General features: G+C 28.1%; 12 protein-coding genes, 1 pseudogene and 1 other annotated feature. Of the genes and pseudogenes, 2 read left to right on the plus strand and 11 right to left on the minus strand.

The features are described from left to right. Positions 1–39 precede the first annotated feature (39 nt). The 7 genes from CC89_RS18605 to CC89_RS21310 all read right to left on the minus strand — a co-directional run bounded on the left by CC89_RS18605 (position 40) and on the right by CC89_RS21310 (position 7,753). Positions 40–1,497, minus strand: a complete 1,458-nt coding sequence (locus CC89_RS18605; RefSeq protein ID WP_035294812.1) for a B12-binding domain-containing radical SAM protein — start codon at positions 1,495–1,497, stop codon at positions 40–42. Then, complete coding sequence (locus tag CC89_RS18610) at positions 1,494–1,772, minus strand: hypothetical protein (protein WP_035294814.1); 279 nt, start codon at positions 1,770–1,772, stop codon at positions 1,494–1,496. Before CC89_RS18610 ends, CC89_RS18605 begins: the two co-directional genes overlap by 4 nt. 73 nt (positions 1,773–1,845) lie before the next feature. After that, the gene (locus CC89_RS18615; protein WP_035294816.1) at positions 1,846–3,210 is read right to left on the minus strand and encodes a B12-binding domain-containing radical SAM protein; all 1,365 of its coding nucleotides are present in this window, start codon (positions 3,208–3,210) and stop codon (positions 1,846–1,848) included. A gap of 12 nt (positions 3,211–3,222) precedes the next feature. Continuing rightward, positions 3,223–4,575, minus strand: a complete 1,353-nt coding sequence (locus CC89_RS18620; RefSeq protein WP_185750818.1) for a radical SAM/SPASM domain-containing protein — start codon at positions 4,573–4,575, stop codon at positions 3,223–3,225. 76 nt (positions 4,576–4,651) lie between these two features. After that, on the minus strand, positions 4,652–6,406 hold the full coding sequence (locus tag CC89_RS18625) for a hypothetical protein (RefSeq protein WP_035294820.1): 1,755 nt from the start codon (positions 6,404–6,406) through the stop codon (positions 4,652–4,654). 46 nt (positions 6,407–6,452) lie between these two features. Beyond that, positions 6,453–7,547 (minus strand): radical SAM protein, encoded by a 1,095-nt coding sequence (locus CC89_RS18630; RefSeq protein WP_035294822.1) that lies wholly within the window; start codon positions 7,545–7,547, stop codon positions 6,453–6,455. A gap of 71 nt (positions 7,548–7,618) precedes the next feature. Further along, the gene (locus CC89_RS21310; protein ID WP_286161405.1) at positions 7,619–7,753 is read right to left on the minus strand and encodes a hypothetical protein; all 135 of its coding nucleotides are present in this window, start codon (positions 7,751–7,753) and stop codon (positions 7,619–7,621) included. A 669-nt stretch (positions 7,754–8,422) separates the two neighbouring features. Between CC89_RS21310 and CC89_RS18635 the strand changes: the two genes are divergently transcribed. Next, positions 8,423–9,232, plus strand: a complete 810-nt coding sequence (locus CC89_RS18635; RefSeq protein WP_035294824.1) for a hypothetical protein — start codon at positions 8,423–8,425, stop codon at positions 9,230–9,232. Between the two features lie 370 nt (positions 9,233–9,602). Here the strand turns inward: CC89_RS18635 and argS are convergent, their stop codons facing one another. Together argS and tnpA are read right to left on the minus strand one after the other, a co-directional pair. Further along, on the minus strand, positions 9,603–11,366 hold the full coding sequence (gene argS, locus CC89_RS18640) for an arginine--tRNA ligase (protein ID WP_035294825.1): 1,764 nt from the start codon (positions 11,364–11,366) through the stop codon (positions 9,603–9,605). 358 nt (positions 11,367–11,724) lie between these two features. Then, positions 11,725–12,187 (minus strand): annotated as a pseudogene (gene tnpA, locus CC89_RS18645) (IS200/IS605 family transposase). A 151-nt stretch (positions 12,188–12,338) separates the two neighbouring features. Beyond that, positions 12,339–12,571 (minus strand) — a binding site (T-box leader). A 255-nt stretch (positions 12,572–12,826) separates the two neighbouring features. Between tnpA and CC89_RS18655 the strand changes: the two are divergent. Then, the gene (locus CC89_RS18655) at positions 12,827–13,303 is read left to right on the plus strand and encodes a YhfM domain-containing protein (protein ID WP_286161406.1); all 477 of its coding nucleotides are present in this window, start codon (positions 12,827–12,829) and stop codon (positions 13,301–13,303) included. A gap of 583 nt (positions 13,304–13,886) precedes the next feature. On the opposite strand, the gene CC89_RS18660 is transcribed toward CC89_RS18655, so the two are convergent. Both CC89_RS18660 and CC89_RS18665 read right to left on the minus strand, forming a co-directional pair. Beyond that, a complete protein-coding gene (locus tag CC89_RS18660) occupies positions 13,887–14,612 on the minus strand; it encodes a class I SAM-dependent methyltransferase (RefSeq protein WP_035294831.1) in 726 nt (241 codons plus the stop codon). Further along, positions 14,602–15,513, minus strand: coding sequence for a sensor histidine kinase (locus CC89_RS18665; protein ID WP_035294832.1), 912 nt, complete (start codon positions 15,511–15,513; stop codon positions 14,602–14,604). The genes CC89_RS18660 and CC89_RS18665 overlap by 11 nt, the downstream gene beginning before the upstream one ends. Positions 15,514–15,629 lie beyond the last annotated feature (116 nt).

Here is a 15,629-nt window from a genome sequence, read left to right on the forward strand (position 1 = left end):
AAAAACCTCCTTAATACTAAATACTCTTCTTAATGTTTCCTAATAAAAACTACCTTTAGCTTCATTTTCAATAGCCTCTAATTCCTTGCTGGTCCATCCAAAAGACATTAATGTATTTTTATGTTCATCTATTTTATCTAATATGGCTTTTTTTAATGCAATAGTTGATTCAACTATTGCTCTTTTATTTTGATCAGTTGTTTCATGAGTTAATAATTCAGGGTAAACACCATAAGTATTAGCCTGAACCTTAGAATAATTGCAAAAGTCTTTAAAGGAACTCATATAAGGCTTTATTCCATAATATTTATTTTTCTTTGCCATATCTGTATGTGGAAATAATATGAGGGGGGTTATCCAGCGAGGAATTGTTCCGCATTTAATCGTTTTTTCTATATAATCCATATTTTCTTTTAAGCTCTCTTTATTATCCCCTGGAAGTCCTGTCATCCACCAAGTAAGTACTCTAATTCCCATTTTAGAGGTACACTTTAAGCTCTGTAATAATTTGTCCTTACTATAACTTCTGCCTATAAAATCTGCTGTTTTAGTAGAACCAGTTTCCATCCCATAATCTAAACTAACAATATTAGCTACTTCTTTTAATGCCATTAATGTCTCCTCATAATCAAAAGCTCTAGGCTCAACAAATATATTTAATAAATTTAATTTTATATTTTTAGCTTTTAGGCATGAACAAAACTCTTGAACTTTTTTATCACCTATTAAGCAGAATGGATCTTGTATGGTAACGTTATTAATACCTTCATCTATAAAGGATTTAACCTGTTTTGCCAAATATTCAGGACTATGCTGAGTAAACCTCCCTCTTCCTTGAAGAGAATTAGTTTTTGACTCTATACAATAGGAACAATTTCTTATACATTCTCCCCTTACAGTATCCAATGCAGCACAAATTTCTTTAGTATAAGGCCATACATCCTTATAAGAATAAAATGGTAAATTATCTAATTCCTCTATTACTTCTGGTATTAAACCTGTAATTCCATCACTTGAATGATTGGTCATAATACCTGGTATATCTTTAGGTATGTAACGAATACCTCTTTTTAATTCTTTTAACAGATAATAGATTGTCCTTTCAGATTCTCCTACAGCCACTCCATCTATATCCTTACTACTTTCTAAAATTTCCTTAGCAAATAAAGTAGCATGTTGTCCTCCCACAACTATAGTTGTATTTGGAAGCATTTTTCTTAAAATGCTAGCTAGTTGCAATGCACCTTCACTGAAATGGAGCCAGTTAAGCCCTATAGATATAAGCTTAGGATTTTCATTTTTTATTCTTTGAAAAATATCTTCTAAACTGTACCCCATACTTAATGCTCTCGGAATATGAATTACTTCACCTTTAAACCCAAATTGCTTTATATACGCCATGATAGTAAGCATGCCTATTCCTATTGCACTTTGTGGTAAAACTGGTCTGGAATTATTAAAAGATACCGGCGGCTGAATTATTAATATATCTTTCATATTAAATTAATCATTCCTTTCTCATTTAACCAGCTTATCTGATTTAAAATTTGATTCAAACATTTACTATTTGTTTTATCACCTAAAATTTTTTCACAAGCATTTTTAATTGGAATGCCTTCATCATGACTTACCTTTAATAAATTCAAAAGTTCATAAGACATCTTTACTTCACTAATAAAAGGGGACATTTTTATTAAATAATGCTTCCCATAAAACCCTTCAACAAAATAAAGATTTAAATTATTTTCTACCATTTTATCCATTACATCCAAAATTCTTACCCCTTTCTATATTTTTTCATTTTACTACCCATAGTTTTTATTGAATATTCTATACACAATAAAATTAGCAAAAAGTATACAAATCTTTAATCATCATATATTTATCCATAAAATTATCAGTATGGTAATAATAGAATTGAGTAAATATATCACTGTGATTTATAACTAATTTTAAAACTTCTTTTTCATCTTCTAGTTCGTCCTCCTTAAAAGGTAGAATTTTATAAAAAGTATCTAAATTAGGATTAAACTTAATCAAATGCTTGTATTCCTTATATAATGGAGACGTAGGATATGGCCATAGCTCACTTATACCTATGTCTATCTTGTTTTTAAGATAATTATATAAATAAATAGTTTTATATAAATCCTCGCAACTTTCAAAAGGGAATCCCCAAATTAAATGACCTTTTACATTCATATATTTCACTGAAGTTTCTATAGCCCTTATCATTAAGTCTATATTTATTTTCTTATCAATTTTCTTTAAGACATCTTCTGATCCAGATTCCAGGCCATAAAATATGCCACCACATCCACAATCTGCCATAGACTCAATAAGCTCTTCGTTTACTAAATTTACTCTTCCAAAGCAACTCCACTGGAAATTAAGCTTTTCTTTCTTTATTCGTTTGCAAAATTCTATTACTCGTTTATTACTCATAGTAAAAGTATCATCCCATATTCTAATTTGTTTTACTCCCATATCCTTAACCAATATATTCAGTTCTTTAAATACATTATCTAGACTTCGTTGAAAGTATTTTTCCCCCCACAAGCCATGAATATCGCAAAATTTGCATTTAAAAGCACATCCTCTACCTGTAATCAATCCAAATTCTTTGTATTTTGTTTTATCAATAATGTGATATGCAGGAAAATCTATTAAATCTAATTCCTTGTTCCTCTCTCTTTCAGAATTAATTAATACATTTGAATTTAAATCTCTAAAAACTATACCCTCAACCTTTCTTAAAGCTTCATATCTACTATACGCTTCCTTTACTTGCAAAACATTAAGAAGCTCTATTATTGTAAATTCTCCTTCGCCTTTTACAATAATATCTATATCTTCAAACTCCCTCATAAGTTTATCAGCAACTCCTGTAGGTCCTACGCCTCCTAATATAATTAATTTTTCTGGATCTTCCTCCTTGATTTTCCTTATAGCTAAAATAACTAATGGAAGCATGTATGCCATACAACAAATTAATATTATTTTTGTAGAACCTTCCGCAAATTTTACTATACTGTCGACTTTTAGCTTATTATAAAATTTACTTATTTGATAATCTCTATAATCAACTTCATAACCCTCATTCTCTAAAGCTGATATTATATATAAAGCACCTAAATTAGCCGTAGTTTCTTGCTCGCTTTCTCTAGTAATGGGATTATTTAAATCCAGATAAGTTATCTTATTCCCCATAATATTCTCCCCTTAACTATTAGCATACTTTGCTTTCAGTATCTCTCTTGTCAAATTCCTATAAATATCACATAAGAACGGATCCATAGTTAATATATTTCCATATTTTTTTTCAAGCATTCCTAAACAAGCACCAGAACAAAATCCTTCAATACTACACCCTTCACAACTAGGAGAATTTCTAAATGCTCGCATTCCATAGTCATGATATTGTTTGGAACTTAAAGCTCCTTCAATATCCTCTATATTTCCATAGATTTTTGAACTTGATTTACATGGAAATATATCTCCATTAGGTTCAATACTTAGTCTTCTTCCTATAGCTGGACAACATTTAAATCCCTCTATATTCCTTGAACTAACTCTTTCTATTTGATCTATTATAGAGCCCCAATACCCTCCAACATATATTCCTAACTTTCTAGCATAAACATAGTACTGTACTAATTTATTAACAATCTCTTCTGCTGAATGCTGTTTCTCAAAGTCTAAATCAAAAGATAATATAACATCATTACCCTGTACATTATTATCTTTTGCATAATCCAATAGGCTTGTACTAAACTTATCAAAAGTATCCTTAGATAGAACTGTTAAAAAATAAGTTAAAACTTCTTTATTTTTTAGAATTTTTAAATTTCTATCAAATTGTTCAAAGCTAACTCCTGAATTACCATCAGCACGATAAGCCGAAGTATTAGAAATATAGTCTATACTTAAATTTACAAGTACCTTATACTTTGAAAACATTTCTGCAACTTCTTCATTAATTAAAATTCCATTTGTATCAATGCTATATCCAATATTAATATCGTATTTTTCACCTCTTCCAAAATGTTGCAGAACATTTTTTATAACCTCCATATTTGTTAATGGCTCTCCACCAAAGAAATTTATACTTATATAATCTCGTCCATTTTTCTTAGCTAAATCCACTACCTTTTCTATACTTTTTTTTGCCATATCAAAATCCATTTTCTTAGACCAATCTCTAATGGAATTATCAAACTTTTTTTCAAAACAATATTTACAGTTCATATTACATTTATTGCTGACGGAGAGCTGGATATCACTGACAAATTCACCTTTCCTAAGTTTTTCATCCCTTTTTTCTAATTTAGTTTTAATAATTGAAAATTCATCCTCTCCTTTGTTAACCAAAAAACGTTTACTTTTCAAATACTTTATTGTACTATTAAATTTTTGTTCAGAATCTTTATTCAATAATTCTATCTTATCTATTAAATTAACAACATCATTATTAACCTTAACCAAATTTCCATGTAATGAGTGATATATTAAAGAAAAGCTATTATCTAGCTTAATAACTTTTAAATACTTACTTTTGATTAATTCATTATTCATAAATATCATATTGATAAAAACTAACTTTTAACCTAAGAAAGTCTATCAATATTTGTTTCACCTCCATATTCTAAATTTATATTTTTTTCTGCGGAAGCCTTCCTTGTAATTTTAATCTATAACAAGCGTCCATAATGTTATCCCATTCTAAAAGTAAATCGGAATATAATATTAAAGTTATACGCATTAGTTCCCATTCTTGGCTAGCCATAAACTTATTAAAATCTATAAAGCATTCACTTATTTGAAATAAATTTTTGTCTTCGTGAATATCGTTATAAACACTACTGATTAAATCTTTTTTTTCATACCAAAGCTTCTTTAAACCAATATTCAAACCTAACAAATTATTTGTAAAATCATATTGATTATTACCACATATATTCTTGATGCTACTAGAGAATATTAATTTCCGTATGTTAGTATTTAAATATTCCTTTGGTAATTTAATTTTTATTCTTCTCAAAATTTTATATAAAATATAAGATAATACAATATCACCATAAAAGTTTTTATAAAAAGCTTCTAGCTGATTTGTACTCTTTTTCTTATTATGTAGAAGACCTACATTTATACAGCTAGATAAAGTATATGGATCTAAATAGTTCAAAAGATACCCATAATGTATATCTTCATTACGATATATAGGCATAAAAGGACAATGGCTCTTTCTGTTATCTATGCCTGTTAGTGTTGTAGTTAATAAAAATGGACTAGAATAAATAGTATCTTCTTCTACACTTTCAAAAATAGTTTTATTTGAAGTTCCTAATAAATATTCCTTATTTTTATTATATAAATAATCATATAATGCATCATCAGCAGTTTGATCAGGCCATCCAAGTGTAGGATTAAAAGTAAAATGTACTTTTGAGTTTTCATAAAAAACATAATTATTGGGGAAAATATCATTATTTGGTGTAATCATATCAAAAGTAATATCTTTAATTTTTTTATTGTATAGTATTTCCTTTAAAGACTTTCCAATATATTTTTCATGCTCACCTAATATATCCAAATTATCCATATGTGTAATTTGCTTCAAATCTTCTTTTTGTATATATTGTTTACTAATACTTCCTCTTCCTGTTGAAAAGCATACACCTGAATTTATATTATTTTCAAAACCCAAGCAGCAGCTATCATCATCTGCCATAAGAAAGCAATCTCCAATTGTATATGCTAATATACAATTTCTATTAGCTCCTGACATAAAAAGCTTATGAGATTCAAATAAATTATTAGGCATAAATGCAAAATCTATTAGCCTTCTCTCTACTCCACATTCTCTAGCTATAATATCTATAAATTTTTTCTTCTCTTCCAAACCTATATAGAAAATATTGATTTGGATATTATTTGTTAATTGTTTTAAAGCCTTATAATTTTCTCTGCTTTTATCTAATGGAGTATCATCGAAAACATAATAGTCAATATAATGAGAATTTTTCTGGAAATTATTAGAATAACTTTCTATACATTTATATAACTCCTTTGGTCTTAAATAGGTTGGTATATTAAAACTTTTTATCTTACTAAAATCTTTTGATTTATAATCTTTACCCTGAAGAGAATATACTATATTAGTTTCTAAAAAACCTAGCTTCAAAAGCTTTGATAGTAATATTTCGCCTATATCATATTCTATTTTAAAGTTAATATTTAGATACTCTAATAGCTCTTCTTCTTTCATAGCTTTTGAAGTCTTCCTCAGTATTTGAAAAATACTATCGTTAGCTTTAATCTTTTTATTATATCTACCACCTGTTACTATTAAATCTTCATTATAAAAACATATCTTAGTAGAAAAATTTCTAATATAATACTTCACTATATATCACCTCATATAACAACATTTCAAAAGTGATAAACTATTATTATTTAGATTGTAATGATAAAATTTTAAATTCCTTCAACATTGAAATTATTTTTTCATTATTAAAAAGCGGAATATTTTTAATATCTTCAATAGATATTCTATTGCTAAAATACAAATTTACAATGTCCCAATTAATAAAACACTTACTACACGGTATCATTCTATGATCATGCTTTAATATGGTTTTATAAAATTCTTTCTTTTGTTGATTTTTGACTATTTCTTCAGAAGAATTCCTTAAAATATTTCCTATATCTACTATGCCGTTACATAAACAAGCCTTAACATCACCATTATCACTTAAATAAAAGCTATAATAAGGTAACCAACAGGGTATCTGTCTGCTACCAGTTTTTAAATAATCAATTAAGTACTGATAATATACCTTAGGTTGCAACTTTAAATTAAAATTATCATATTCTTTAATCAACTTTTCTAATGAAATTAGTTGTTCTTCCTTTGGTTTTAATTTATTGCTTCCAAAAACCGGCCATAACTGAATGCTTGTACCAGCTTTTTTATTCTCTAAAAACTTAAAAAAATTTTCTAATTCTTCAATATTGTATTTAGTTATCACTGTATAAATATCAAAGGGAATTTCTCCACTTATAAGATAATCCAAATTCCTCAATATTTTATTTAATTTATCCTTATCATTAATTGTTCTACTATAATTAGACCTAACCATATTTCCATCAAGTGACAAAGTGATATGTATATTTTTAAGTTCTTTCAATTTAATAATATTATCTTTATCTAAATTTATACCATTTGTTATTAATTGAACCTTAGAGAACATTCCATCAATTTTTTTTAATAAATCAAAGATATTATCAAACAAAAAAGTCTCCGAACCTGAAAATGTTAGAAGTCCTACATCATATTTCTCAGCTAACTTTTTTAATACTTCATATGCCCTAATAAATAGATGTTCAATTTTCGCATAGAATTTATACTCTTCATTTTTACACTTTCGAATTAATAAATTATTTTTTTCTATTTTATAATCATAATGTTTTATACAATATTGACATTGCATGTTGCATATAAAATGCCATGTATTAAAATCCACTTGGAGTAATTTTTTTCTCAAAATAATCATTCCTTATTTTATTATTAAAAAATTTATCTGGCAGACTATAACTTAAATTTAAACTAGTTTAATTAATTATTAAGCATTGCATAAACATCCCAGTTTCTTGGGGCTATTTTATCCTCCAATTCTATAATTTCTAAATTAATATCATTTTCAATTTCTATCTCAGGCTTTGTATTAATATCCTTTTTATCAGTATTCACTATTTAAAACCTCCTCTGTAATCTTTAATTTTATTTAAAATACCACTAATAAAGTTTATAATCTGCCAGATATGTATAATGAATAAAAATCGCATATTTTTACAATCTTTATTCTATTAATTATTGATATTCCTTTAATTCTATGTCTCATAAATAATGTTTTTATACTTATGCAATTATATTTTATAACATGTTTGTGTAATTTTAACATATATTTTTTCCAAAAACAACCTTTTTAGTAATTAACATTTTTGTGCTTTTCAAAATAATAGATACAAATTTTCTATCATTGTTATATAGTAAAAATAAAATTTATTATCAAATCTTTTGGACTTTAAATAAGAAATTTGTAATTTATATATAGTTTTTCATGAGCATATTGTATCGATACGCTTAACTCTGTAATAAATCTTGTGAATAATTTAATTATAAAAATTCAAAATAATCACATACTATAATTAACAAAATTTTAAGTTAAACTTTATATAGCACTGATAGTACTGGTATTCATTATATCATTTACTTTTTTTACAATTTCACACTTCCATAAAATATGAAATTATAAATTATGTTTAAAACACTTTTTTTGTAAAGTTGATAAAAAAATATCAGTATGTTATACTTGCTTTGGGTCAAATGTAAATATTTAATATTAAGGGGGAATTTTTAATGAAAAGTAAATTTATGTCTTTAGTAGTTTGCACGACCACTACTTTATCTCTTGTATCAATACCAAAGGTACAAGCTAAGACCACTGAGTGCCAAAACATTAAACCAGTTCAATATTCTAGTACATTACCACAAAAATCTCAAGATAACAAAATGTACATTAAAAAAATTGAACAATCTCCATCTGTATTTTTAGGAGATAAGGAAATCAAAAATGCACCTAAGTATGTTAATGGTGTACTTTCACCTAAAATGTCGAAAAATTCCGACAACATAGTAAAATTCTTTGAAATTAATAAAGATATATTTAGAATATCCGATCCAAAGAACCAGCTTGAACTCCTAAGGGATTCTGGTAATGTTTTTAGATTTTCACAGGTAGTTAACGGCATTACTACTGATAACACTTATATTGTTATTTTTAATGACAACAACCAAATAGAAACTGTTCATGGAGTATTCGATAATAGTCTTTACGAAGCAAATTCTGAAGCAAATGTAACACCTATAATTACAAAAGGACAAGCTTTCCAAATAGCAAAAGCACATGAAATATCAAATATTCATAACGACCCTAGATTACCAGCTGGATCAAAAGAGAATCTTATAAAGACTTTAATTGGACTAGAATGCCCAGACTATAATAAGATTAAAACATATATCTGCAAATATACAGGATATGATGAATTCAAAAAAGGAAAATACTTTAAAACTTATAAGATTGAAAATATGGGACTAGCGGATGTATATGTTTCTGTTACAACAGGTGAGATTATATCAAATAGATCCTTAATAATGTATAACAACTAATTTTATATCTAAAAATATATAATTTTGATTAACCCTCAAAAAGGTACAATGCAATGGAATTATGAAATTTCTCCTCCATGACTTACATGAGAGCTGGAACAATAAATTTAATTTGAGAAATTTCATAATTCAGGTAATGTAATTCTTATTGTGGGTTAATCATAATTTTATTAAGTTACCTTTAATATCATACACTTTCTCCAAGATATTTTAAGACGCAATAGCTAAATAGTATACTTATTTGTAATCTATTTAGGGATATATTTATATTTAGGGACAGTTAAACTTAAATAGCTAGATAATATGCAAATTACCAGCTAAAAGTTGTTAACTGTCCCATATTTTCTCTTTTTTCCTATTTTGCTTTAACTTACATTTTTTCTGGAGCTTCCATTCCAAGAAGGTCAAGTCCTGTCTCTAAAACCTCCTTAGTAAGTAGTAAAAGCTTTATCCATGACATCTTTTTAGCTGTATCTTCTTCTGAAATGATTATGTTATCATGGTAAAATTTATTGAACAGATTAGATGTATCATATATATACTCACAAATTCTGTTTGGTGCCTTATCTATAAAGGCCTGCTCCACTGTTTCATTAAATGCTGAGAGCTTCAACATTAAATCTCTTTCTACTCCACTATATGGCTTAGTGAATTTAGCTCCATGCCTACATATTTCATCAGAACTTTTATTTAAAATAGATTTAATTCTTACTACTGTATATAGTATATATGGACCTGTATTTCCTTCGAAGGATGAAAATCTATCTAAATCAAATACATAATCCTTTGTAATTTGATTTGATAAGTCCCCATACTTTAAGGCTGCTAATCCAACCTTTCTTGAAATTTCCTCCATCTCAATTTCATCAATGGACTGACTTTCTTTTAATTTTCCTCTTACATTATTCTTTATCATCTTTATTAAATCCTGAAGTCTCATTACACCCCCTTCTCTTGTCTTGAAAGGCTTGCCATCCTTACCATTCATAGTACCAAAACCTATAAAATTAAGTTTTAACCTTTCGCTTGCAATTTTGGTTTTTTCTGCACATCTAAAAAGCTGTTCAAAATGTAAGCCTTGTCTTTTATCAACAACATAAATTATTTGATCCGGATCATATTCCTTAATCCTCTCCCATATAGTAGCCAAATCTGTAGTGCTATAAAGGGTTGCTCCATCAGATTTCAGGAGTATAAATGGAGGTATTGTATAAGTGTCACCTTCCTTAGCAACATCAATGACTAGAGCTCCCTGGCTCTCATAGGGATAGTTATTTTCTTTAAGGTAATTTATCATTTCTCCTATATATTTCTGACTATCACTTTCTCCCTTCCACAGGTCAAACTCAACATTTAGCTCTCCATAATTCTTTTTAAGGTCTGCAACAGAAACATTGAGTATATGTTTCCAAAGGGCAACATAACCAGCCCTCCCATTTTGCAGCTCATAGGTTGCCTTCCTTGCTTCCTCCATTGCCTTTTCATCACTTTTAGCTAACTTGCTTGCTGCTGGATATATTTCCTCCAGTTCATCTATAGTAAAAGGCGCCTCCTTTGGATAATCTCCTTTAAAGCCTTCATTAAAATACGGCAAGTCAGGCTTACGTCTTTGAACTTCAGAGATTACCATACCTATCTGTAATCCCCAATCCCCTAAGTGCACATCTCCTATGACATTATGTCCTAAGAACCTAGAAATTCTCTTTATGCTCTCACCAATTATTGCTGCACGAAGATGGCCCACATGAAGAGGTTTTGCAACATTTGCCCCGCCATAATCAACAATTATAGTTAAAGGCTTTGTCGCCTCCGTACATCCAAGTTTTTTATCATTATGCATATTATTTAAATAGTCTATTATGAAACTGTCTTTTAGTACAATATTTATAAAACCAGGCATGACAGCAGTAACAGCTTCAAACTCCTCATTATTCTTTAATTTCTCTACAATTTCATTTGCAATGTTAATAGGGGGTTTTCTATATTTTTTTGCTGCCGCCAAAGCTCCATTGCATTGAAATTGACATAAATCAGGACGATTTGATACATTAACCCTGCCATATTCTCTATCATATCCACATTTTTCAAATTCTTCTTGAACCAGATTACTTAGTTTCTTGATTAAATGTTCCATATTCTCACCTTCCAATAATTTTTAATACTTTTTTAATCTTTAAACATACATTCAAACACACAAAGATTTTTTAATAATTTTGTTTTTGTATGTTTAAACACACAAGGTTTTTTTAATACTTTTTTTAATAGTTACTTTTTACTATTTACTATTTAGTTTTAAATAACCCTTTAGCTTTCTAAAATTTAAACATATATTAGTTTTTTATAAATCACTTTGCATTACTATGATGCTAAATTGCTCCAATAATAAATATCCACCAGCTTAGCTGGTGGTTTTTCTTAAGCCCTATAAGGGCATTTTACCAGCATTGTGCCTTAAGGCACGTGTAAAAGTATCGCCAGCCGCAATTTAACTGTTACTTGCCACCCTTAAAAGGGTCCATATATTCTTTAATACTTATTTGATCGGCGATCATATCTTCATTTTGTTGATTTTTTATATACTCTTCTATCGCCTTTTTATTTTTTCCTACTGTATCCACATAATAACCTCTACACCAAAAATGTCTGTTTCCATACCTATATTTTAAATTTGCAAATTTCTCAAATATCATTAAACTACTTTTTCCTTTTAAAAACCCTACAAATCCTGATACACTCATTTTTGGGGGTATTGATACAAGCATATGTATATGATCCTTACATGCATTAGCTTCTATTATTTCTACTCCTTTCCATTCACATAACGTTCTCAATATTTTTCCTATTTCTTTTTTCTTTTTTCTTTTCTCCATATATTTCTTTCCTTCTATATTTAGGTGCAAATACTATATGATATTTACATCTCCACTTAGTATGTGCTAAACTATTATTGTCCATTTTGGGCAATACCTCCTTTGATTTTAGATTGGCTGACGAAACCATTTCTATTTTATCAAAGTGAGGTATTTTTTTTCAACGCTTAAGCTTTTCTGAACACACCTGCATAGCAGGTGGTTTTATTTATAGACAAAAAAAACCATCTCTATTACTTAGAGACGGGTGTATTTCCGCGGTACCACTCAAATTGACTAAACATAGTCCACTCAAAACTTTAACGCAGCTTGCGACTTACCCTCACAAATTCACCTATACTAAAACCATGCTATGCTCAGGCAGTTCCTCCCAGGTCCTTTTCACCACAATTTTTCTTGCAGGACTTCCACTCTGTTCCTGCTCGCTGTAAAAAATCTTCATGGCTACTTTCCTCTTCTTAGGATTTTTGGATATTCATTTGTTACCATATTATAGCCTAATACACCATAATTGTAAATGTATTTTGAATGTTCCTACAAAGTAAATATATTTTATATATGTATTATGCCTAAGGCACTTTCAAAGAAATTCTGGGAAATCCATCCTTCACTGATAATTGCTCATTTATTTTATTCAATTATATGTAACATATTGTAATTTGTGTTATAATTTTCACATAAAGATATTATATTTTAGTACCTATATAATTTAAGACAAACTATTTTGATATTCCTTCATACAAATATAATAAAAAAGGGGGCAATCAATATAAACATTAATAAAACCTTCATTGTTCTTATTTCAATATTTTTACTTTTATTTTCAGGTTGTACAAATAGTACTAAAATAGCGGGTGATAAAATCGTAGTTGAAAAACGCGTTGAGGAAACAAATAAATATGAATATTATAATGAAATTAAAAATAGTAAAGAAGTTCAAAGTGTAAGGGACATTCTTAATAACATTAGTTGGAAAAACGCAAAAGTAAGTATGGTATACCCTCCAGATTATAAATTTCACTTTGAAGATACTAACCAAAAACAAAAATCAAATGAAATAATTTATGAACTATGGATAAGTTCTAAGAAAGATAAAATAGATCTTGTTGTTTCCAATGAAGGTAAGTACATTCGATTGGGCAAGGAAAAATCAGCAGAGTTATTTAAACTACTTATAGGTAGAAAATTAAATGACGTTTAGTAGTACATTACTGCATAAATAAATAATGGGGACAGTTAACAATTTTTAGGTAGTTTAAGCTAAATAGTTGTTAACCGTCCCCATTTTATACCATTATATATATATGATTAAACCACAAAAAGGTATAATGTGATAGAATTATGTAATTTCTCCTCCATGACTTGCATAAGAGCTCGGAACAATAAATTTAAATAGTTCCTTTGCTTCTTATGCAAGTCATTCCAGAGAAATTTCATAATTCAGGTAATGTAATGCTTTTTGTGGGATAATCATATATATATTTTTTTATATTTTATATTTATACAATTTTCTATTAAACTAAAAATCTGATTTTAATGTAGTAATAAATGTGGAATTGAGGACTATTGAACTAGCCTTAGAACTTCTTATTTCTCACAGTTAAAGAATCGTTAAGAAACTTTCATGTTTGAACGAGGAACCAGTGAGTTTGAAAGCTTTAGGTGCTTTAACTGTGAGACATTTAGAAGTTCTTGGCGTATTGTGAACAGTCCCAAATTACACATTTATTACGGAATTAAAATCAGATTTTTCTTCAATGTATCGCTTCACAATATTCTAATATTCAACTTAACTTTCTTAACAAAATGTGATTAAAAAAAGATATATTTATATAATCATCTATATCAGAAGCCTTCATCTCGATTTCAAACATTTTTTCTTGCCAGTTTGGCTCATATTTAACTTCATTGTTTGGATTCAAACCCCAAAACGTTCTAATTCCAAGAACTTTTTCAATATTAATGTCTAAATCACCTATCCACTCTCTAATATCATCTATATTATAATAATTTATCTGTCCAAAATAAGCTGCATCACACTCTTCTCCATTAAGCAGCATCATTGCGTCGTTCAGATTATTTTCAAAAATAATCTTGGACATGATTCTTCCTGTATGATTATGTTTTACAATAGATATTACTCCATGAGGCTTAAGAACTCGATAAAATTCTCTAAATATTTCTTTTCGATCTTCTGCATACTCCAAAGCATTGTGGCATACTACAACATCAAAAGAATTATCATCTTGCTCTTTTAGCTCTTTTATATCACCAACAATTTGCCTATAATTGTTTTCGCATATTCTCATATTCACCATATCAGCATCGCGTTCTATTGCTACTACATCATTATTTTTTGCCAAATGATTCGCAGTAACACCAACTCCACTTCCAAAGTCAAGTATTTTAGAATTAGCTACTTTAAGCATCTGTTCCCAAACTACCCTAAAAAAAAGTTTCCACCAAGGTTTTTTTAAATTTTCCAGATATGCTTTTAAATCATTGTTCATTATTTATCTCCCATTCACACACTATTGTAATCTTGTTGTTTTCAAAATCAGATCTTATGGAGCCATTCATCTTTTGCATTAAGCTCTTTGCTATGGATAGCCCAAGCCCTGTGCCTTGTCCTTTTCTAACTTTATCAGCCCTATAAAATCTATCAAACATATAGATAACATCTTTCTCATCTATATTTGTGCATTTATTTGAAATAGTTAAAGTCGCTGTGCTTCTAGAACTTTTTACATTTATTTCAACATATCTTTGAGAATATTTTAATGTATTAGAAAGCAAATTATCTATTATTCTCTCCAAACTATTCTTATCCCCATTTATGAAAATAGATTCCTTTGGGATATTTATAATAGGTTCTATACCTTTTGTTTCAAAGGCTTCATAAAAAGATAAAATCTCATCCTGTATTATATTAGTTAAATTTAATTTTGTAATTTTTAATTTATAATCCTTACTTTCTATAAACGCTAATTCAAAAAAATCGTTTATAAGAACATTTAATTTATCTGTTTTACTTTTTATTACCCCTAAAGCCTCTTCTTTATTTATTTCATCATTTTGGAGAAGTTTTAAATACCCAATTATTGATGTTAATGGAGTTCTTAAATCATGAGACATATTAGCTATACCCTGCTGCAATGTGTTTTCAAACTGAACTTTTTCCTGTTCGCTCTTTCTATAAAGCTCTAAAAACTCATTAGTTTCATAGGTTAAATCTTCTATATCCTTATCATATATTTCAGTAGTAATTTTTTTACCTGTTTTCTTCTCTCTAAATTCTCTAATTTGCATAGCAATATCCCTTATTTGTTTTTTGTATAAAAATAATTTAATCAAAACTGTTATGAAAATTACTAACAGCAAACTAAAAATTAAAATAACAATTATGTACATAATATTCATCCTTAAAAAGAAAATTATATTTTATAATTCAACCATAAAAATGTACAATGTAGTTTTCATAATTCAAGTAATTTAATCATTTTTGTGGTTAAATCATTTTATCTCAT

Source organism: Clostridium sp. KNHs214, from assembly GCF_000744935.1.
Taxonomy (GTDB): Bacteria; Bacillota; Clostridia; order Clostridiales; family Clostridiaceae; genus Haloimpatiens.